This is a genomic window from Streptomyces sp. NPDC058051, assembly GCF_042885475.1.
Lineage (GTDB): Bacteria > Actinomycetota > Actinomycetes > Streptomycetales > Streptomycetaceae > Streptomyces.
Map to the genome: position 1 here is coordinate 199,808 of NZ_JBHVRW010000004.1, position 19,177 is coordinate 218,984.

Annotated in this window: 17 protein-coding genes and 1 pseudogene; 7 read left to right on the forward strand and 11 right to left on the reverse strand. The window is 70.9% G+C overall.

What is annotated here, in order from left to right; all coding sequences use genetic code 11:
* From ACFVUT_RS08870 to ACFVUT_RS08885, 4 genes are all read right to left on the reverse strand, one after another.
* Complete coding sequence (locus tag ACFVUT_RS08870; protein ID WP_389646335.1) at positions 1–648, reverse strand: uridine kinase; 648 nt, start codon at positions 646–648, stop codon at positions 1–3.
* Between the two features lie 204 nt (positions 649–852).
* A complete protein-coding gene (locus tag ACFVUT_RS08875; RefSeq protein ID WP_389646332.1) occupies positions 853–1,707 on the reverse strand; it encodes an alpha/beta fold hydrolase in 855 nt (284 codons plus the stop codon).
* 183 nt (positions 1,708–1,890) lie between these two features.
* The gene (locus tag ACFVUT_RS08880; RefSeq protein WP_389646849.1) at positions 1,891–2,358 is read right to left on the reverse strand and encodes a cupin domain-containing protein; all 468 of its coding nucleotides are present in this window, start codon (positions 2,356–2,358) and stop codon (positions 1,891–1,893) included.
* Between the two features lie 198 nt (positions 2,359–2,556).
* Positions 2,557–3,327 carry a winged helix-turn-helix transcriptional regulator gene (locus ACFVUT_RS08885; protein ID WP_389646329.1) on the reverse strand — a complete coding sequence of 257 codons (771 nt, stop codon included), beginning with the start codon at positions 3,325–3,327 and terminating at the stop codon, positions 2,557–2,559.
* Positions 3,328–3,413: 86 nt separating this feature from the next.
* On the opposite strand from ACFVUT_RS08885, the gene ACFVUT_RS08890 reads away from it, so the two are divergent.
* Positions 3,414–4,625, forward strand: coding sequence for a pyridoxal phosphate-dependent aminotransferase (locus ACFVUT_RS08890; RefSeq protein WP_389646326.1), 1,212 nt, complete (start codon positions 3,414–3,416; stop codon positions 4,623–4,625).
* Positions 4,626–4,638: 13 nt separating this feature from the next.
* Positions 4,639–5,292, forward strand: coding sequence for a C39 family peptidase (locus ACFVUT_RS08895; RefSeq protein WP_389646323.1), 654 nt, complete (start codon positions 4,639–4,641; stop codon positions 5,290–5,292).
* A gap of 288 nt (positions 5,293–5,580) precedes the next feature.
* Here the strand turns inward: ACFVUT_RS08895 and ACFVUT_RS08900 are convergent.
* Positions 5,581–5,666 (reverse strand): annotated as a pseudogene (locus tag ACFVUT_RS08900).
* 31 nt (positions 5,667–5,697) lie between these two features.
* Positions 5,698–6,429, reverse strand: coding sequence for a hypothetical protein (locus ACFVUT_RS08905; protein ID WP_389646320.1), 732 nt, complete (start codon positions 6,427–6,429; stop codon positions 5,698–5,700).
* A 359-nt stretch (positions 6,430–6,788) separates the two neighbouring features.
* On the opposite strand from ACFVUT_RS08905, the gene ACFVUT_RS08910 reads away from it, so the two are divergent.
* The gene (locus tag ACFVUT_RS08910; protein WP_389646317.1) at positions 6,789–7,304 is read left to right on the forward strand and encodes a DUF3574 domain-containing protein; all 516 of its coding nucleotides are present in this window, start codon (positions 6,789–6,791) and stop codon (positions 7,302–7,304) included.
* 141 nt (positions 7,305–7,445) lie between these two features.
* Positions 7,446–7,574 (forward strand): hypothetical protein, encoded by a 129-nt coding sequence (locus tag ACFVUT_RS08915; RefSeq protein ID WP_389646314.1) that lies wholly within the window; start codon positions 7,446–7,448, stop codon positions 7,572–7,574.
* Between the two features lie 53 nt (positions 7,575–7,627).
* Here ACFVUT_RS08915 and ACFVUT_RS08920 read toward each other — a convergent pair whose 3' ends face one another.
* The 3 genes from ACFVUT_RS08920 to ACFVUT_RS08930 form a co-directional block, all read right to left on the reverse strand.
* The gene (locus ACFVUT_RS08920) at positions 7,628–8,992 is read right to left on the reverse strand and encodes an SWIM zinc finger family protein (protein WP_389646311.1); all 1,365 of its coding nucleotides are present in this window, start codon (positions 8,990–8,992) and stop codon (positions 7,628–7,630) included.
* The gene (locus ACFVUT_RS08925; protein WP_389646308.1) at positions 8,989–12,000 is read right to left on the reverse strand and encodes a DEAD/DEAH box helicase; all 3,012 of its coding nucleotides are present in this window, start codon (positions 11,998–12,000) and stop codon (positions 8,989–8,991) included. Before ACFVUT_RS08925 ends, ACFVUT_RS08920 begins: the two co-directional genes overlap by 4 nt.
* A gap of 232 nt (positions 12,001–12,232) precedes the next feature.
* On the reverse strand, positions 12,233–13,270 hold the full coding sequence (locus tag ACFVUT_RS08930) for a slipin family protein (protein ID WP_389646306.1): 1,038 nt from the start codon (positions 13,268–13,270) through the stop codon (positions 12,233–12,235).
* 258 nt (positions 13,271–13,528) lie between these two features.
* On the opposite strand from ACFVUT_RS08930, the gene ACFVUT_RS08935 reads away from it, so the two are divergent.
* Positions 13,529–13,876 carry a hypothetical protein gene (locus ACFVUT_RS08935; protein ID WP_389646303.1) on the forward strand — a complete coding sequence of 116 codons (348 nt, stop codon included), beginning with the start codon at positions 13,529–13,531 and terminating at the stop codon, positions 13,874–13,876.
* Positions 13,877–14,120: 244 nt separating this feature from the next.
* On the opposite strand, the gene ACFVUT_RS08940 is transcribed toward ACFVUT_RS08935, so the two are convergent.
* Both ACFVUT_RS08940 and ACFVUT_RS08945 read right to left on the reverse strand, forming a co-directional pair.
* Positions 14,121–14,558 carry a hypothetical protein gene (locus ACFVUT_RS08940; protein ID WP_389646301.1) on the reverse strand — a complete coding sequence of 146 codons (438 nt, stop codon included), beginning with the start codon at positions 14,556–14,558 and terminating at the stop codon, positions 14,121–14,123.
* A 285-nt stretch (positions 14,559–14,843) separates the two neighbouring features.
* A complete protein-coding gene (locus ACFVUT_RS08945) occupies positions 14,844–16,055 on the reverse strand; it encodes a PucR family transcriptional regulator (protein ID WP_389646847.1) in 1,212 nt (403 codons plus the stop codon).
* A 185-nt stretch (positions 16,056–16,240) separates the two neighbouring features.
* Between ACFVUT_RS08945 and ACFVUT_RS08950 the strand changes: the two genes are divergently transcribed.
* Both ACFVUT_RS08950 and ACFVUT_RS08955 read left to right on the forward strand, forming a co-directional pair.
* Positions 16,241–17,143 (forward strand): SGNH/GDSL hydrolase family protein, encoded by a 903-nt coding sequence (locus ACFVUT_RS08950; protein ID WP_389646298.1) that lies wholly within the window; start codon positions 16,241–16,243, stop codon positions 17,141–17,143.
* A gap of 30 nt (positions 17,144–17,173) precedes the next feature.
* Complete coding sequence (locus tag ACFVUT_RS08955) at positions 17,174–19,162, forward strand: hypothetical protein (protein WP_389646844.1); 1,989 nt, start codon at positions 17,174–17,176, stop codon at positions 19,160–19,162.
* The last annotated feature ends 15 nt before the right edge of the window (positions 19,163–19,177 follow it).

A 19,177-nucleotide genomic window follows, 5' to 3' on the forward strand; every position in this document is an offset into this window, starting at 1 on the left:
CTACTCGCCCGGCCTCCACCCGGTCCAGGCGGGATGCAGTGGATCGTCGGCCCGTACGACCGCGTCCGCGCGGGCGCCGGGTGCCACTTCGTCCTCGTACCGCGCGAAGGCGGGCAGGGTCCAGCGCCCGCTCTCCTCGGTATGTCGCCGCAGTGCGCCCGGCGACAACCGCAGATGGACACTCAGGTCGAACGGAAACCAGTGCCCCAGCAGCAGCGGACCATGGACCACCAGCACCCCGCCCTCGGGCAGGAGTCGATACGCGCTCCGCGTGGCCCGGTCCGTCACCGGATCCCAGAGATCGGGCAGCACCCGCCCGCTCCCGCCCGCTTCCACTGGCCCGAACACCTCGCGCCACAGCGCACCCGTGTCGAACCAGCCGTCGTAGTACGCGTCGGGGTCCTGCTTGCCGTACTCGTACCGAAGACTCGCCGGCCGGAGAAAACCCTCCGTCGAAACAACGAGCACCGCACGTCCCCGCACCCGCAGCGCCTGCGCGACCCGCCCGGCCAGCTCCCCGGTCCGGGCCGCCGGCGCACCGTCGACGGCGACCTTCAGCCAGGGACCGGCGTCGGCCGGTTTCAGACCGTCGGCGTGCGCGGCGCAGGCTTCCGCCAGCCGCTCCCAGGTGATCGCTTCGAATCGCACGCCCCCATCATCACCCCGGCCCGTTGCGTCGGCGTCGGCTGTCCCGGCCCGGGCCCGTACGGACTCCGGCCCGGGCCTGTACGGACTCCGGCGCGGGCTCGTACGGACTCCGGCCCGGGCCTGTACGGACTCCGGCGCGGCGCCGCCCGAGGTCGGCGAGCAGCGGCTTCCGGGATCTCAGTGCTGCGGAGGGGATGGCGGCCGTCAGCGCGCCGCGAGGTCCGCGAGCAGTTCGGCGGCGGGCTCGGGGTGGACGAGCCAGCGCAGATGGCTCCCCGCGAGCGTCCTGACGTCGAAGGGGTTGTCGGGGGTGAGCGCGTCCGCTTCGCGGATCATGCGGTCCTGCATGGCGAGCGGAATGCCGGCGTCGTCGGCGAGGCGCACGAAGGTTTTGGGAATCCGGCCCCAACTCGTGGCCTGTGCCCGGTCGGCGGACGTACCGACATCAAGGTTCTCGTCGGGCTGGAAGGTGTTCAGGAAGGTCCGGAACTCGTCGTCGCCCAGGTCGGCGGCGAAGGCATCCCGGAAGGCGGCGAGCGACGCCGGTTCAGCGGTCCGGAAGTTGGTCCGGATCAGACCGAGCTCGGCCGGGTTCCCGACAAGCGTCGACGCGAATGCGCCGGAGTCCGCTTCGGCCATCTCCGGCTCGGCGTAGTAGTCGCTGACGTCGAGATCGACGGGGCACCAGGCGGAGACGTAGCAGATCCGGTCGATCAGATCGGGTCGTGCGTTGCCGACTGCGGTGATCGTGATGCCGCCCCGGCTGTGGCCGACGAGGATGACCGGCCCGTTCCGCTTCGCCCGTTCGAGGACTTCGATCAGATGGGCGGCATTGTCGGCGAGCGTGACGCCCTTGATGCTCCCCGGTTCCGAGGCGAGCGCGTCGAGGTCCTGAGGAGCCTGGTAAGCCGCAGGAAATGTCGCCCGGAATCCGTGACCGGGAAGGTCGACCGCAACGGAGCGATGCCCGAGCAGGGCAAGTTCGGCCTGCAGCGGCGCGAAGGAGAACGAATTCGCGAAGGCGCCATGAACGAGAACGAATGTCGGAAGATTCTGCATGGCCCCAGACTGTGGCACGGCGGTGATCGAGACAAGATCAAGTCGGGCAGCCGCCCGGCCACGCGCGCAACCACGCCCACGCCCACAGCCACAGCCACAGCCACAGCCACAGCCACAGCCACAGCGAACAAGACGCCCGCCGAACGGCAGCCGCTCCCGGCGGTGGGCGGGCGTCGCGCTCCGCTACTTCTTCGCGTCGCAGTCCACCGCGTCGGCGTCGTCGGAGAGCGCGCTGCCTTCGGGCAGCAGATAGGTCACCCAGAGCACGACGGGCTCGGTCCCCAGGTTGCGCCCGATGTGACGGTGCGAGACCCCGGACGGCTCGATGAAGGAGGAGCCCGCAGGCGTCACCTCGACCGAGCAGTCGTCCAGTGTGCGCGTCAGCGTCCCTGACTTCACGACGGCGATCAGCTGACCTCTGTGGGTGTGCCAGCCGGTGGAACCGCCCGGTTCGACGGTGATGGTCCGGAACGTCACATCGGTGCGGCCGTTCGGGGTCTTCACCTTCAGCTTCCCCACCGATGTGCCCTCCGCGACCACCGTGCCGCCCACACCGCTGCCGGGTGTGGCGACGGCCGCCGACGGAACGAAGCCGAGCGCGGCCACGCAACCTCCCACGACCAGAGCCTTGGTGAGACTTCCCTGTCGCATCCGCGGTTCCGGGCTCCCCTGCAGTCTGCCGACCTTCACCTGCGACTCCTCTGCCTCGGTGGTGCGGAAGCGTCCTGGGCATCCCGAACCGGGCGTCCCGAGTCGGGCATCCCGAACCAGGTGTCCCGGAACCGGGCGTCCCAAATGCCCCCACGCTACCCGCGAGCCACGTCGCGGAACCCTCCGGTCCGCGACCGGTCACTCGCCGCGGATCTCGGCGGCGAGCGGCCCCTCGCCCGACACCTCGACCCGTCCGTCCTTGACGGCCTCGGCGAGCGTCAACTCCCCCCGCCCGAGCGCCAGGCAGACCTCGACGTCGAGCGCGATACGGGCATCGGGGCGGGCGGCAGGACCGTCCCCGTACACCGCCACCGGCGCCCCGGACGCGGCAGCCTCCGCGACACCGCCACCGACACCGATGCCAATGCCGACCCCGGCCCCGGCCCCGGCCCGGACGCCGTCTTCGATCCTCGCACCGGCTTCCGCGCCACCCGCGCGCACATGGAACTCACCCTCGTCCAGATGGACTTCGACGACTCCGGCATGGGTCAGCCCGTCCAGGGCGCGGAGCAGCGGCAGTGCGAACCAGTGCGCCCGCACCGCGTCGGTGGGCCGCCGCTCGGCGAGCGCGGGCGCGCCCCACTCGGCGAGCGCGGCAAGCACGGGCAGCAGTCCGTGGCCGCGCTCCGTCAGTTCGTACACCGAGGCGGCGGCGGGCGGCGGAAGGCGGCGGCGCGTGAGCAGGCCGCTCTGCTCCATGTCCTTGAGCCGGGAGGCGAGGACGTCCGTGCTGACGCCCGGCAGGTCGGCGTGGAGGTCGGTGTAGCGGCGGGGGCCCGCCAGCAGTTCACGGACGATCAGCAGGGTCCACCGGTCGCCCACGGCGTCGAGGGAGCGCGCGGTGGCGCAGAACTGGTCGTAACTCCGGCGGCGGACCGAGCGGGTTGCGGGCTGTTGCTGACGTGGCATGCGACGCAGTCTAGACATGTTGTTGGACTTTCCAAGCCTGAGCTTGGTAAAACCAAGTATCGCAATCAGGTCGGGGAGGCCACCGCATGGAATTCCGGCAGTCCAGCAAGCTCAACGAGGTCTGTTACGAGATCCGGGGCCCGGTCATCGAGCACGCCAACGCCCTGGAGGAGGCGGGTCACAGCGTGCTCCGCCTCAACACGGGCAATCCCGCGCTCTTCGGTTTCGAGGCGCCGGAGGAGATCGTCCAGGACATGATCCGGATGCTCCCGCAGGCCCACGGCTACAGCGATTCGCGCGGCATCCTCTCCGCCCGCCGCGCGGTGGCCCAGCGCTATCAGGCGATGGGCCTGACCGATGTCGGAGTCGACGACGTCTTCCTCGGCAACGGCGTGTCGGAGCTGATCTCCATGTCGGTACAGGCGTTGCTGGAGGACGGTGACGAAGTCCTCATCCCGTCCCCCGACTATCCGCTGTGGACCGCGGTGGTGACCCTCGCGGGCGGCAGGGCCGTGCACTACACGTGTGACGAGGCGTCGGACTGGAACCCGGACCTCGCGGACATGGCGTCGAAGATCACCGATCGCACCAAGGCCGTCGTGATCATCAACCCGAACAACCCGACCGGTGCCGTCTATCCGCGCGAGGTTCTCGAAGGCATCCTCGATCTGGCGCGCAGGCACGGCCTGATGGTCTTCGCCGACGAGATCTACGACCAGATCCTCTACGACGACGCCGAGCACCACAGCGTGGCGCTCCTCGCTCCCGACCTGGTCTGCCTCACCTTCAGCGGCCTGTCGAAGACGTACCGGGTGGCAGGGTTCCGCTCCGGCTGGATGGTGGTGTCCGGTCCGCAGCAGCACGCCCGCAACTACCTGGAGGGGCTGACGATGCTCGCCTCCATGCGGCTGTGTCCGAACGCTCCCGCGCAGTACGCGATTCAGGCCGCGCTCGGTGGCCGGCAGTCCATCCGGGACCTGGTGGCCCCGGGAGGCAGGCTGTACGAGCAGCGCAACCGGGCCTGGGAGAAGCTGAACGAGATCCCGGGTGTGTCGTGCGTGAAGCCGAAGGGAGCGCTGTACGCGTTCCCGCGCATCGATCCGAAGGTGCATCGCATCGTCGACGACGAGAGGTTCGTCCTGGATCTGCTGCTGCGGGAGAAGATCCAGGTCGTGCAGGGCACGGGGTTCAACTGGCCGCGGCCCGACCACTTCCGGATCCTCACGCTCCCCTACGCTGACGATCTCGACGCGGCGATCAGCCGCATCGGCCGCTTCCTGACCGGATACCGCCAGTGATCGGATGCCCCCGGTGACCTGTCGCGCCTGCCGCGTTCCCGTTCTCACCCAGTTCGCCTCGTTCGAGCTCGTCGGCCCGATCGTGGAGGGCGGACGCGATCCTGCGACGGACCCGGCATGGGCGGAATCGGGCGCGGCGTCGCCCGCCGAGTACGCGCGCTGGTCAGGTCATCTGTGCGGTGTGACCTGTCTGCGCATGGCGCTCGGCGCCGACGCCCCGCCACTGTTCGCCCTGCGCGACGGGGCACTCGCGTACGGGGCGTACACGGAGGATGCGGAAGGGGCGATCAGGGGCCTGGTCTACGCGCCCTTCGCACAGTACGTGCGCGAGGTGCACGGTTTCGATGCCGCCGTCCACCGCCACCTGTCGACGGACGAGATCCTGGCCCTGCTGGACGAGGGGCGGACGGTGATGACGTCGGTCCACTACGGGATCCGTCATCCGCAGCGGCCGGCCCCGGCCCGGGGCGGTCATCTGGTGCTGGTGACGTCCCGTACGCCGGACGGCGACGGCGTCCACTTCCACAACCCGTCGGGCACGACGGCCACCACGCGGGCCGCGGAACTGCCCCTGCGGGAATTCGAGCGTTTCTTCGCCGGACGTGGGGTGTCGCTCGATGTCGGCGCGCGACGGCGGCCGGTAGCAGGAGCGGACCCGGGGGCGTAGCCGACCCCCGGGTCCTGAATGATGCCGCCCATTCGGCACGCCGGCACTTTTAAGAGCCCGGGTCAGTTGTCATGTCGCCGCGTCCTGCCTTTAGACGACCGCAGATCGAAGCTCCGCGGGTTGGAGTCGAACCAACATCTCGACGCACCTGGGCCCGTGCCCGTTTGATCCGGCGATCGGCGGCGAATGCTGAGTCTGGAGCAAGAGTCTGAGATTGATCGCGGTCTGCCTCTGCCATTTGGGCTACCCCGGCCTGCCTGGTCGCACCGACGAATCGGGCGATCTGAATGCCGGGGGGAGGACTCGAACCTCCACTGGAACCGCGTCGTCACGACAAGCTTCAGTTTCAGCTTGCGCTCCTCGCGCACCCCGGCCGCGTCAAGCGGCCGGGGAATCCATGGTCGGTCACCCGAAGAGGTAACCGAATACCGCATCACCCACCCGCTGGTCGGTGATCTCCGCGCCATTGGCCTCCTCGCGGGCGAACTTCACGGCCTGCTGAAGCTTCTCCACCCGGTCCAGCAGTTCGTTGACCCGACGGGCGGGGAGGGCTCCGGAGAACTTCACGGTCGTCCAGTACCCGATCGGAACGTCCTCGTAGTACACCTCGACCTGCGCCGGGTGCTTCTCGGTGGCCTCCGCCTTCACATGGTTGCGGGGCACCTTCTTCGTACGGAGGGTCCTCACCGGCTCGGTCTTCCAGGAGTCCGTCGACGGGTCCTGGGTCCACGCCTCGGAGGCATCGAGCACCGGAAGCTTACGGACAAAGGTATTGATGTCCGTCAGCTGCTTCTCCAGGAAGAGCAGGTACGAGACCGGCACCTCGCGCACGAGCACGCGCCCGTCGACCTTCACATCCGCGCGGGCCGAACAGTTCGCCCAGTCCTTCGTGGCGGTCACATCGAAGAGCCGGGTCAGGGTCGTCGCGGTCTGCCGCAGCACGTCCTCGGCCTTGATCTGCACCAGCGTCGACTCGGGCGGCAACTGCTCGCCCTCCTCGTCCTTCGGCTGGTACGTCCGGGAGATCCCGGCCAGCAGACCAGTCTTCTGAAGGCCGTGATGCGCCGCCGTCAGGTCCTGGTGAGCCTTGGACTTGACGCCCTTCTCCACTGCGATGATCTGATTGAGTTTCGCCACGTCGGGGACGCTATCAACATCAAGTCGGCTTTAACCACCGGGTTTTGTGACCGCACCTCGGACAGGCCGTACGCCGCCTCGCGGGGATTCGCGTCGCCGGGATTCGCGTCGCCGGGATTCGCTCGTTCCCCTGGCTCTGACGGAACACATGGTCTCGTCCGGAACAGTCGGGAGGTGTGGACACCGCGGGTTTCCGGCGGAGCAGGGACGGCCCGTACGGGTGGTTTCCCGTGGATCCCCATGTCCCGCCGCTGTCTGTCGAGGGCCGCTTGCCACAGTGGCCCCGCGTGTCCGCGTCGCAGAGCGACACGGAATCCGCCACACGCCTCGCCCTCGCAGACTCCGAAAGAAGGCCCACCGTGCCTCGTCTCCCCCGCGTCGTCGGCCCGAAGGGTCTCGCCGGCCCAGGTCAGCACACCGCGCTCACGGCAGCGGCTGCCGCCCTGGCCGTCCTTGCCGTGGGCACACCCGTCGCCTACGCCACTCTCGGCGACGGCGCCTCCTCCGCCTCGCAGTCCGCGACCTCGGCCGGTGCCACGCGCGGCAAGTCCTACATCGAGACCCGGTTGCTCTTCGGAACGGAACGTCCCGACGGCGGACCGAAAGTGACTGACAGCCAGTTCCTCGCGTTCATCGACGAAGAGGTCACACCGCGTTTCCCGAACGGGTTGACCATTCAGGAGGGCCGGGGGCAGTGGCGGGACTCCCGCGGAGTGATCGAGCGGGAGCGGAGTTACGAACTGACCCTGCTCTACCCGGCGTCCGAGGCACGTGTGCGGGACGTGCAGATCGAACGGATCCGCAACGCCTACGAGAAGGCGTACGCCCAGGACTCGGTGGCCCGCATCGAGGAACGCGCGAACGCCGACTTCTGACACCGACCGCGACCTTCCGACTTCCGACACCGACCGGGGAGCGGCGACCGGCGACCGGCGACCGGCGACCGGCGACCGGCGACCGGCGACCGGCGACCGGCGACCGGCGACCGGGAACCGTACCCCTGTCGTGGGGAGCATGTGGCGTCGGCACACGGCGCCGACCGGGGGCTGACCCAGCAGGAAGACGAGTCGTTCCGGAAGGCGCGGCTGATCGTGCTGCCGGTCGTCGTCGTGCTGCTTCGTCCATCTGGCGAGTTGAGCGGCTGAGGGCCGACCGGCCCTGTCCGGGGGCTACCGGCCCGTCCGGGGGTGACCGTGTGTCAGGCTCCGCTGAGTTCCGTCAGAACGCTCACCGGATCGGGGTCCGGGGTGGCGCGGGGCCACCAGTCGTCCTCACCCGGCTCGGACTCGTAGCCGTACCAACGGCCGTCGTGCCCGAAGCGGAGCTGGAGCGTGCCGCCGGGGTGTGTGAGGTGGTTGCGCCAGGGGTGGAAGCGGGGGAAGTCGGCGGCTGCGAGCGCGGGGCGGGCCCGGTCGAAGGGGCCGGCCGGAGGATCCCAGGGCGTTTCGAGGACGGCCAGCCCTTCCGCACCACCCTGGCGCCAGGCTGCGACGGCTCGGGCCAGTTCGGTGGGGGTGCGGCTGGTGGCGTACGCCAGCTCGCGGTAGAGGGCGCGGGTGGTCGCGGTGAGTCCGGCGGTGGGGCGGGACGCGGCCAGTCGCACCGCGTCCTGCCAGGGGGTGAGACCGGCGATCGGATCGTGGCCGGTGGTGAGCAGTGTGTGCGCCCGGGCTGCCGCTTCCGTGGCGAGGTGATCGAGGGCGAGCGGGTCGCGGGCACCCGGCAGGCTCGGGTACGAGGGAGGCTGCGCGGGATGCGGCAGGACCGGTAGAGGGGCGGGCAGCGGCGGCAGGTAACGCTCGGCGAGGGCTTCACGAGCCTGCACGGAGGGAGTGGCGGGTGCCGTGGGGCGCTCCCTGGCGGAGTGTGCGGCATTGCGACGGCCCAGCTCTTCGAGGAGCGCGCGCTCGCCCCGGCCGCGCACCAGGAGGAGGACGAACGGGTCGGTGTCCAGCAGCCGGGCCGTCTGGTAGCAGAGGGCGGCCACATGCTTGCAGGGCCAGCCGTGGTCGGGGCAGGTGCACGCGGGATCGAGGTCGCCCGCGGCGGGCAGCAGTCCGATACCGGCCTCGGCCGCCGTGTCGACGAGGGAGTGCGGCATCTCCTTGGTCAGCAGCGCGGCGAGGTGACCGGGCCGGGCGGCGACCGCGTCAAGGAACGTGTCCCAGTCCGCGTCGGCGAGCGACCGCAGACGCAGCTCGGCGCGGTAGGGGCGGGGACGGCTGCCGTGGACGTAGGCGACGACCCGTCCGGGGGTGACGGTGATCGCCGCGACCTTGCCGCTGTCGGCGTACGAGCGACCGCGGGAGAGCCGTCCCTCGTCCATCGACAGGGATTCCAGAGCGGCCACCCAGGCGCGACCCCACCAGCTGTCCGCGAAGGGCTCGTCGCCGTCGGACGTGCGGGGCGGCACGGCCTCGAAGGTGCGCCGCAGGTCATCGGGGCCGGGGCGTGAACGGGCCACGGGGCGGGCCTCGGCACGGGCGTACGAGCGGGGCTCGGGACGGGCATGGCGGTGAGGCTCGGGGCGGACGTACGGCCGGGGCTCGGGGCGGGGGCTCATGACGGTCTCCGGAGCGAGACGAGATCGGCCAGGTCACGGTCGCTGAGCTCGGTCAGCGCGGTCTCGCCGACGCCGAGGACCGCGTCGGCCAGGACCTGTTTGGCCTGCAGCAGTTCGGCGATCCGGTCCTCGACCGTGCCTTCCGCTATCAGCCGGTGCACTTGCACGGGTTGCGTCTGGCCGATGCGGTACGCCCGGTCCGTGGCCTGCTCCTCGACTGCCGGGTTCCACCAGCGGTCGTAGTGGATGACGTGGGCGGCTCTGGTGAGATTCAGCCCGGTGCCCGCCGCCTTGAGGGAGAGCAGGAAGACGGGGACCTCACCGGTCTGGAAGCGGTCCACCATCCGTTCCCGCTCGGCCACCGGCGTGCCGCCGTGGAGGAGTTGGGAGGGGATGGCGCGCGAGGCGAGATGGGCGGAGAGGAGCCGGGCCATCGTGACGTACTGGGTGAAGACAAGGACGGACCCGTCCTCGGCGAGGATCGTGTCGAGGAGTTCGTCCAGCAGGGCGAGCTTTCCCGAGCGGCCGACGAGCCGGGTCGGCTCCTCCTTCAGGTACTGCGCGGGGTGGTTGCAGATCTGCTTGAGCGAGGCCAGCAGCTTCATGATCAGACCGCGGCGGGCGATGCCTTCCGACGCCTCGATGAAGGCCATCGTCTCGCGGACCGCCGCCTCGTAGAGCGTGGCCTGCTCCCGCGTGAGGAAGACGGGGTGGTCGGTCTCCGTCTTGGGCGGCAGCTCGGGCGCGATGCCCGGGTCGGACTTCTTCCGGCGCAGGAGGAAGGGCCTCACCAGCCGGGAAAGCCGTTCGATCGCTTCGTCGTTGGCGAGACCGGCAGGCGTCCCGGTGCTCTCGACGATACGGGCGTGGCGGGCCCGGAACGTCTTGAGGGGGCCGAGCAGTCCAGGGGTGGTCCAGTCGAGCAGGGCCCACAGCTCGGAGAGGTTGTTCTCCACGGGTGTGCCGGTGAGGGCGATTCTGGCCGGGGCCGGGATGGTGCGCAGCGCCTTCGCCGTGGAGGAGTGCGAGTTCTTCACGTGCTGGGCCTCGTCGGCGACGATCAGGCCCCAGCTGTGGTCGGCCAGTTGCTCCGCGCTCGAACGCATCGTGCCGTAGGTGGTGAGGACGAAGCCGCCGTCGGGTTCGGCGAGCGTGCGGCCGGTGCCGTGGAAGCGGCGCACGGGGACACCGGGGGCGAAGCGGTTGATCTCCCGGTGCCAGTTGCCCAGGAGGGAGGCGGGGCAGACCACCAGGGTGGGGGCGGGGTGGGCGCGGTGCAGGTGGAGTGCGATGAGGGTGATCGTCTTGCCCAGGCCCATGTCGTCGGCCAGGCAGCCGCCGAGGCCGAGTGAGGTCATCCGGTCCAGCCAGGCGAGACCGCGCAGTTGGTAGTCGCGGAGCGTGGCGTTCAGCCCGGGCGGCGGGGTGAGGGTGGCGTCGTCGTCGGTGATGCGGGTACGGAGTGCGGCCAGCGCGCCGACGGGCACCGCTTCGATCTGCTCGCCGTCCACCTCGGCGCTGCCGGTCAGGGCGACAGCGAGGGCGTCGACCGGATCGAGGAGGCCCAGCTCCCGCTTGCGCGCCTTGCGCACGAGCGCGGGATCGACGACGACCCATTGGTCCCGCAGGCGTACCACCGGTCGGTGGGCTTCCGCCAGAACGTCCATCTCCGCTTCGGTGAGCTGCTCGTCGCCCAGTGACAACTGCCAGTTGAAGGAGAAGAGCTGCTCGGTGTCGAAGAAGGAAGTGCCGTCGGTGGCCGAACCGGGGGCGGGCCGAACAACGGCGGCGGCGGTGAGGGAACGGGCGAGCTCCCTGGGCCAGTGGACGCTCACCCCGGCTGCCGCCAGCCTGGCTCCGGCATCGCTCAGCAGCTCGTACAGCTCATCCTCTTCGAGGGCGAGTACATCGGGCACCGGCTGGTCCAGCAACCGCTCCAGCGGTGCCCAGACGCGGGCGGCACGGCGCAGCGCGAGCACGGCGTCGATCCTGGCCCGGGGGCCGAACGGCTCCCCCGCCCCGCCGTTCCACAGGGCGGCGGCGTCGACCACGTAGGTCGGATCGGCCAGGCTGTGCACCTGGGTGATGGCCGCGGCGGCGTGCCGCGCGGCGCGGGAAGGGACATCCCCCGGTGCACCGGAGGCGCCCTCGTCGCCGGAGCCGACGCCGGTATCGGCGTCGGCCGGGGTGACGTCGGCGCCCTCGTCGTCGGAGCCCACGCCGGTATCGGCGTCGGCGGGGCTGTCGTACGCACCGGTCGTGTCGAAGAGGTCGTACGCCGACAGGTCGAGGCGCAGCGAGACCCGTACCCCCGCGTCGAGGCCGGACGCGACTTCGACGGACCAGTCGCGAGCGCCGGGCAGATGCTGGGCCTCCGGAGCGGCGAAGGGCGCGCCCATCGCGTACGCCGCGGCGGGCGTCCGGGGCAGGGTGTCGGCGACCGCGTCGAGGAACGCTCCGAGCAGCCACTCCGGATCGGGGATCCGCAGCGGCGTGACATCCGGGAGCGGGACCGCGTACCCCTCGACCGGCATGGCCGCCGCGATCGCCCGGAGATGAGCGACGTCCTCGGCGTCGCGCGGACCGGCCCGCCAGGCGTCGTGGTCGTCGGCCGTGAGACCGGGGAGCAGCCTGCCGCGCGCCACCAGATGGAGCGCCTGGAGTGCGGCGGCACCCCAGCAGCGGGTGGCGGGGTGGGCGGACTGCCGATGCCGTGCGTGGGCCAGCAGCGGCACGGCATCGGTCACGGACAGCAGGACGGCGGGCACCGAACGCCGACGGACACCGTCCTGCCGCCCGTGCCGACGGACGACGGTGATCTCCCCGGTGGTGGAGCCGGGTGCCCGATTCCCGGGATCGGCAAGCTCCTCCGGATACGGAAGAGGACCGCCGTCGGGATCCCAGAAGGCGACGCGCCCGTCCCGCGGCAACGACGCGGGCAGGAAGACGGCGGCGCAGCTCAGGAGGCGGGCGGCGGATGTGTCCATCCCGTGTTGTGCCGTGGTCATCGGTCCCCTCCCCTCCCGCGCCGATCCTCTCGATCGCCTTGATCGTCTTGATCCTTTTGACTCCTGCGAGTCTAGGCGGAGGGTCTGACAATCGACCGCGCGCCTCTGTCCCCGCAGGTCAGGGGCGGTACTGTCCGATCCGGACCGTTCCGGGACCGACCCGAGCCGACCGATCCGTTCCCGGGCCGGAGCGGCCCGGGAACGGATCGGTCGAGATTCGGCGTGGCCCGGCTCAGTGGTGCGCGAACGGCTTCGGACGAGGAGGCCGCGCGGGCCCGGTGGCATCGGCAGCAGCGGGCGTGGCCGCGGGCGCGGGCGCCACGGAAGGCGGCTGCTGCGGCGGCCGCGGCCGCGGCCGCGGCTGTGCCGGAGCGGGACGCTGCGGCTGTGCCGGTCGAACAGCCTGCTGCGGCTGCGGCTGGGGCGGTCGAACAGCCTGCTGCGGCTGCGGCTGCGGCTGCGGCGGTCGAACAGCCTGCTGCGGCTGCGGCGTCTCCTGCTGTACGGGCTGCTGCTGTGCCCGCTCCAGGAAGCGGAGCAACTCCACCGGGAACGGGAGCACCAGCGTGGAGTTCTTCTCCGCCGCGACCGCGACCACCGTCTGCAGCAGGCGCAACTGGAGGGCGGCCGGTTGGGAGGACATCTGCCCCGCCGCCTCGGCGAGCTTCTTCGATGCCTGGAGTTCGGCGTCCGCGTTGATGACACGGGCCCGCCGCTCACGGTCGGCCTCCGCCTGACGGGCCATGGAGCGCTTCATCGTCTCCGGCAGCGAGACATCCTTGATCTCCACCCGGTCGATCTGCACACCCCATCCGACCGCCGGGCTGTCGATCATCAGTTCCAGGCCCTGATTCAGCTTCTCGCGGTTGGACAGCAGATCATCGAGATCGCTCTTGCCGATGATCGACCGCAGTGAGGTCTGTGCCATCTGCGAGACCGCGAACCGGTAGTCCTCCACCTGGATCACGGCACTCGCCGCGTCGACCACCTTGAAGTAGATGACCGCGTCCACCCGCACCGTCACGTTGTCCCGGGTGATCCCGTCCTGAGCGGGCACCGGCATGGTCACGATCTGCATGTTCACCTTGCGCAGCCGCTCGACGCCGGGAATCACCAGGGTGAATCCGGGCCCGCGCACGTCGTCACGGAGCCTGCCGAGCCGTAGCACGACGCCCCGCTCGTACTGCTTGACGATCTTGGCCGCCGCCGCCATGTAGAGCGCACCCGCCGAGGCCGCCCCCACTATCGCGATCACGAGCTCCTGGACCATGACGGCCCCCTGAATGCCGGAAACGTAGAACCACGTAAACCACTCACTGCTACCACGGTATGCCCACTATCACCCGATATGAACATTGTCCGGGATCGACCCGTCACGACCTGTCCCCCGGCCGGCCGCTCCCCGGATGCCGGGGCTCCGTGGAGCGGGCAGGGTGACCAGCGTCAGCACGTTCTCCGCAGCAGATGCGGCCCTGTGGTGTACGCCGCGCCGGCCGATGAGCCGGACGAGACAGACGAGGACCCGCCCATGCCCGTGATCGATCACCGGCGCCGCCGACTCGGCATCGCAGCCGGGACCGCGCTCCTGACCCTCACCGTCGCAGGCTGTTCCGGTCTCGGCCGGACCGCGGTCGGGCCGGTCACCTACACGACGGAGCGGGATGCCGTGATCATGGTGAACAGTCCGTTGGTGAAGGGCTGCCACCGGCTCGCTCACGCCGGTGCGAAGGAAGTGAGCAACGGCACTCTGATCGACATCATTCTGTACCGCACCCCCGACTGCACAGGTCCGGGCACGACGTACCTCGCGACCACATTCAGCGACGTCATCGGGACCGGCACGCTCCCGTGGCGCAGCTTCAGCACGGTCCACTGACCGGCCTCACGGCCGAGCGGAAGGACAGCCGGGGCCGCAGCCCGCCGGCCGCCGCCAAGCCCGTCGGCCGCCGCCAGGCACCCTGACCGCCGCGAAGTCCGCCGACCTGCGCGAAGTCCGCTGGGCAGCGTGAAGCCCCCTGCACGGCGCGAAGCCCGCTGGATCCGGTCGTCGCGTTCCCGCCCACGGCCTCCCAGGACTGAACGCCCGGTGCCGTGACCGGCAAACATGGCCGGGAGAGGTACTAGCGTTCGGTGCCGAAGTTGATGGAGCCGATCTCGCCGGCCTGGATCACCGCACCGCTGATGCGGGCCTTCCCGCTGATGGTGTTGTGCACGTCTCCGGCGCGGGTGCGGTCGCCCGCGGGTGCCGACTCGGCGAGGATGGCGCGAAGCTCGTCGGCCGCCCTCGGATCCTCGGCGAGCGTGCGGCGCAGCCGTGCACGCCACTCGGCCTCGACGTCCCCGGCCAGCGCGTCGTCGCCTCCGCCGCGCGCGGCGGTCAGCTCGCCGCGCGCGGCCTCCAACTCCCCGGTCAGCACAGCCTCTTCCTCGGCCGTGGCTCCGTCCCGGGCGAAGAGGGACACCAGCCGTTCGCGCACCTGGCTCCAGGAATCGGCCACCATGTGCTGCACGAGTGCTGTCGCCCCCGATGCCGCCAGTGCCACCAACTCGGCTTCCACAGCGCCCCCTTCGTCCTTTGCCCACCCGCCGTCACCCCTCACCGTATCCGTCGGCCCCTGCGCCCCGCACCATGCGTTCCGGCATCCGCACCGGCCGATTCGCTCTCGTTCGCGCGCGCTCGCTCTCGTTCACGCCCGTTCGCTCTCGTTCACGCGCGCTCGCTCTCGTTCACGTCCTTCCGCCTCGTTCACGTCCTTCCGCGCTCGTTCACGCGGGCGCCGTCGAAGCCGCGCCCGGTCGGCGGGCAGGTCGACCGGCCCGCCGGCCCGCGCACCGGTTGCCCGTCACACCGAGCGACGCGCGACCAGGGCCGCACTGATGTGCTGGAGATCGACGGGGCGGGCGGGAGAGAGTCCGGTCAGGCGGTCGATGCGACGGATGCGGTAGTCGACGGTGTTGGGGTGGATGTGCAGGGCGGACGCGGTGGTCCGCCGGTCCAGGCCGAGCGCGAGATACGTCTCCAGGGTGTGCAGCAGTTCCGGCTTCTCCTCCAGCGGCATCAGCAGGTGCGCCAGCCCGCGCAGGGCCTCGCTGGGCCTGCTGAGCTGGTACTCCAGCAGGACGTCGGACAGCCGGTACAGGCCGGGAGGCCGGCCCGTCCGGGCGACCAGGTCGACGATCTCGGCGTTGCGGGCCACGGCGGCCGGCACGGTCTCCGGTTCCGCGGTCTCCGCGGCGGCGGTGATGGGCACCCCTGCCGCCCGGGTCGCCTCGTCGACGAGTGCGCACAGCCCGCTCGGACCGTGCCACGGCGGCGGCTCGGCCGCCGGCAGCAGCACCGTGCCTCCGGAGGTGTCGAGGGCGGTGAGCACCGGCGTACCCGCGAAATGGTCGAGGACGGTACGGACACGGCGGATCTTGCGGCGGGCCGCGACGCCGGCACCCGGCCCCGGTGACTGGGCCAGTTCGTCGGGGTGCGGGGCCAGCGCCAGCGTCATCGCGAGGTAGCGGACGGCCGGCCGCAGTCCGGTGCCGTGGGTGAACCGGTCCAGTGGCTCGCCGGTCAGCAGGGCGGCCATCAGGGCGTGCCGGCCGCCGTGTTCCTGGCTGTCGAGGATCTGCCGCGCCTCCAGGTAGGCGCCGCTGACCGCAGAGGTGAGCTGCTGCTGGAGGACCATGATGCGGTCCATGATCTCCAGGACGGTGGGGAGATCGCCGGGGAGCGCTCCTTCGGCGGTCTCCTGCCAGCACATCGCTGTTCCGACCTGGTACGCGGTGAGAATCGCGTCCAGCGGCACGCCCTCCTCGGCGCGCTGGGCGGCGGAGTCGCGCTGCTGGTCGAGTTCGGCGTCGGTGGCGGGGCGGCGGTACTCGACGACGTCGGCGAAGAGCCGGAGATTGTGCTGGACGATGTCGGCGATGTCGCCGGAGATCTCCTCGTGGGGCAGGTCCGCGTAGACCGGCAGATCGGCGAGGAGCCGGGCGACGACACGGCCGGTCAGGGCCGGAACACGGGCGCGCAGATGGGAGGCCACCGGGCGTCCGGCGATGGACAGCGGTGCGCTCACCGGCCCTGTGGAGCCGCACCGCTCCTCCGTCTCGCCGGACCCCTGTTTGTCACGCGTCACAAGTTCCCCCGCAGAAGTCTGCGTTACCCACCAGTTAAACGACGGCTCTTGAGTCTGCATGATGACCGGCGTCACGTGCCACGCCTCACCACGCCCCACCGTCGGAGGATTTCGTGAACCTGTCGCAGAACAAAGGTTTTTGTCGTTCCGTCAGAGCTGGCATGGGCGTGCTCGCCCTGGCCGGTCTGGCCCTGGGCACCGGCGCGGTGCCGGCATCCGCCGCGGCCGAGGACGCCACCACGTCCTATGTCGCCCTCGGCGACTCCATGGCCTCCGGGCCGCTCATCCCGGACATCACCGGACCGGTGGCCTGCGGCCGGTCGACGCACAACTACCCGCACGAGCTCGCGGCGCGGCTCGGCGCTTCGCTGCGCGACGTCACATGCAGCGGTGCCGCGTCGAAGCACATGACCGAGAAGCAGTCGCTCTCGCTGCTCGACATTCCGATGGGGTCGGCCCCGCCGCAGTTCGACGCGCTGCGCCCGGACACGGACCTGGTGACCCTGACCATCGGCGGCAACGACGCCGGCCTGGTCGGCATCGCGGAGGGCTGCGCCACTCTCGACCCGACCGCCACTCCGTGCAAGGACAAGTACAACGAAGGCGGCGTGGACCAGGTGGGGCAGCGCATCGCCGAGTTCGCGCCGAAGCTGGGTGTCGTACTGGACACCATCCACCAGCGTTCGCCGCAGGCCCGGGTGATCGTCACGGGGTACGGCCTCTACATCAAGCCCGGCGGCTGCTGGCCGCTCCAGCCGGTGCTCCCGGTGGACGCCGACTTCCTGCAGGGCAGCGTCGACCGGATGAACACGGTGATCGCCGAGCAGAGCGCCCTGCACGGCACCGAGTACATCGATCTCGCCACGCCCAGCAAGGGCCACGACGCCTGCCAGGCCCCGTCGGACAAGTGGGTCGAGGGATACGTGCCCACCGCCGCGGCCGCCCCGCTGCATCCCAACCGCAACGGCGAGGCGAACTACGCCGCCATCATCGGCGCACACATCCAGGGGAGCTGACCCCCGTTGCGGGACCGACTGCGGCACCGACTGCGGCACGGGCTGCTGAACGGACTGCTGGCGGCGGCGCTCGGCGCCGCCGCTCTGGTCCCGACCGCACCCACGGCACGGGCCACCGTGCCGCACGGAACCGGCTGCGACCCGCTGGCGCCCGCCGAGTGTCTGCTGCCGTTCCCGAACGACTGGTACACCCGGCGCGATCCGGCCACCGACACCGGACGCCGGGTGGCCTTCGGCCCGGCCGACCTCCCGCGCCCGAGCGCCGGTCTCCCCGTCGACCCGACCGCCTGGAACAGGTCCGACGGCTTCTCCCCCGGCTCCGAGCTGATCGCCCAGGTGCCCGGGGTCGACCTGGAGGAGACCGGCGCCGCCCCGCTCACCGACATCGGCCGCTCCCTCGCCGCGGACGCGCCCGTCGTGCTGCTCGACACCGGAACCGGCGAACGGTGGCCGTACTGGGCCGAGTTGGACGCCAACGCCACCGACCCGGCACGCCAGGCGCTGCTGATCCACCCCGCGCGCAACTTCCGCGACGGCCACCACTACGCCGTAGCCCTGCGCCGGCTCAAGGACGGTGCGGGACATACGATTCCGGCCGCCGCACCGTTCGCCGCCGTCGCCGGGAAGACCCTCGCCGCCGATGAACCGCTGCACGCCCGTCAGCACCGGCTCCGACCCGCCCTGAAGGCACTGCGCAGGGCCGGAGTCCGCACCGAGGGGCTGTACCTCGCCTGGGACTTCACCGTTGCGAGCACCCGCAGTCTCACCGGTGACCTCTTCACCCTCCGCGACGACGCGTTCCGCCGGCTCGGCGACCGTTCCCCCGCGTTCGCCGTCACGGACGTCACGGACTTCACGGCCGACCAGGACCCCGGGATCGCCCGGGAGGTGACCGGCAGCATCAGCGTGCCCAGCTATCTGAACCTGCCCGGTGGACCGCCGGGTTCCGTCCTCGCGCGGGGCCGTGACGGCGCCCCGCGCCGGCTCCCGCTCAACACCCAACTCGCCTCGTTCCGCTGCGAGATACCGCGCTCCGCGTTCCGTACACCGTCCCACCCCTCCCTCTACGGGCACGGTCTGCTCGGCCGCCGTTCGGAGGTCGGCGCGAGCAACGTCAAGGCCATGGCGGCCGAGCACGGCTTCACGTTCTGCGCGACGGACTGGATCGGGATGGCCGAGGAGGACGTCCCCGTGGTGCTCGGTGCGCTCGCCGACCCGAACCTCTTCCCCGCCGTTCCCGAACGCAGCGAACAAGGCATGCTGAACGCCCTCTTCCTCGCCCGTGCACTGATCCACACCGACGGGCTGACCACCGACGCGGCGTTCCGTGACGATCACGGGCAACCGCTCGTCGACATCCGCCACGGCATCGCGTACGACGGGAACAGCCAGGGCGGAATCCTCGGCGGCGCGCTCGTCGCCGCCTCGCCCGACATCCGGCGCGGGGTCCTCGGTGTCACCGGCATGAATTACGGCCTGCTGCTCAACCGCAGCGCCGACTTCGCCCCGTTCCAGCAGGTCCTGGACCTCTCCTACCCGGACAAGCTGCGTCAGCAGATCGTCCTGCAACTGTTCCAGATGGTGTGGGACCGCGGCGAGACCGACGCGTACGCGAACCACCTCACCGACCACCACCAGGTACTGATGCACATCGCGTACGGAGACCACCAGGTCGCGGGCGTGGCAGCCGACGTGGAGGCACGCACCATCGGCGCCCGACTGCTCGCCCCCGCGCTCACCGCGGACCGCAGCCCGGACACGGTCCCGTACTGGGGCATCAGAACCCTCACCCGAGACCAACTCCCCTACCAGGGGTCCGTCATGACGGTGTGGGACAGCGGCACCCCCACCCCGCCGCTCACCAACACCCCGCCCGCCGGACCGCAGTACGGCCACGACCCGCACTCCGACCCCCGCAACTCTTCGGCCGCACGTCGGCAGAAGGCCACCTTCCTGACCACCGGCCGTGTCATCAATGTCTGCGGCAACTCGCCGTGCACCGCCACGCCCACCTCCTGACGCCGCCCTCCCCCA

Excerpts from the sequence above, each read along its gene's own strand:
- ACFVUT_RS08875 (WP_389646332.1), bottom strand. The coding sequence starts at position 1,707 with ATGCAGAATCTTCCGACATTCGTTCTCGTTCATGGCGCCTTCGCGAAT.
- ACFVUT_RS08880 (WP_389646849.1), bottom strand. The coding sequence starts at position 2,358 with ATGCGACAGGGAAGTCTCACCAAGGCTCTGGTCGTGGGAGGTTGCGTG.
- ACFVUT_RS08885 (WP_389646329.1), bottom strand. The coding sequence starts at position 3,327 with ATGCCACGTCAGCAACAGCCCGCAACCCGCTCGGTCCGCCGCCGGAGT.
- ACFVUT_RS08890 (WP_389646326.1), top strand. The coding sequence starts at position 3,414 with ATGGAATTCCGGCAGTCCAGCAAGCTCAACGAGGTCTGTTACGAGATC.
- ACFVUT_RS08920 (WP_389646311.1), bottom strand. The coding sequence starts at position 8,992 with ATGAGCCCCCGCCCCGAGCCCCGGCCGTACGTCCGCCCCGAGCCTCAC.
- ACFVUT_RS08925 (WP_389646308.1), bottom strand. The coding sequence starts at position 12,000 with ATGACCACGGCACAACACGGGATGGACACATCCGCCGCCCGCCTCCTG.
- ACFVUT_RS08930 (WP_389646306.1), bottom strand. The coding sequence starts at position 13,270 with ATGGTCCAGGAGCTCGTGATCGCGATAGTGGGGGCGGCCTCGGCGGGT.
- ACFVUT_RS08935 (WP_389646303.1), top strand. The coding sequence starts at position 13,529 with ATGCCCGTGATCGATCACCGGCGCCGCCGACTCGGCATCGCAGCCGGG.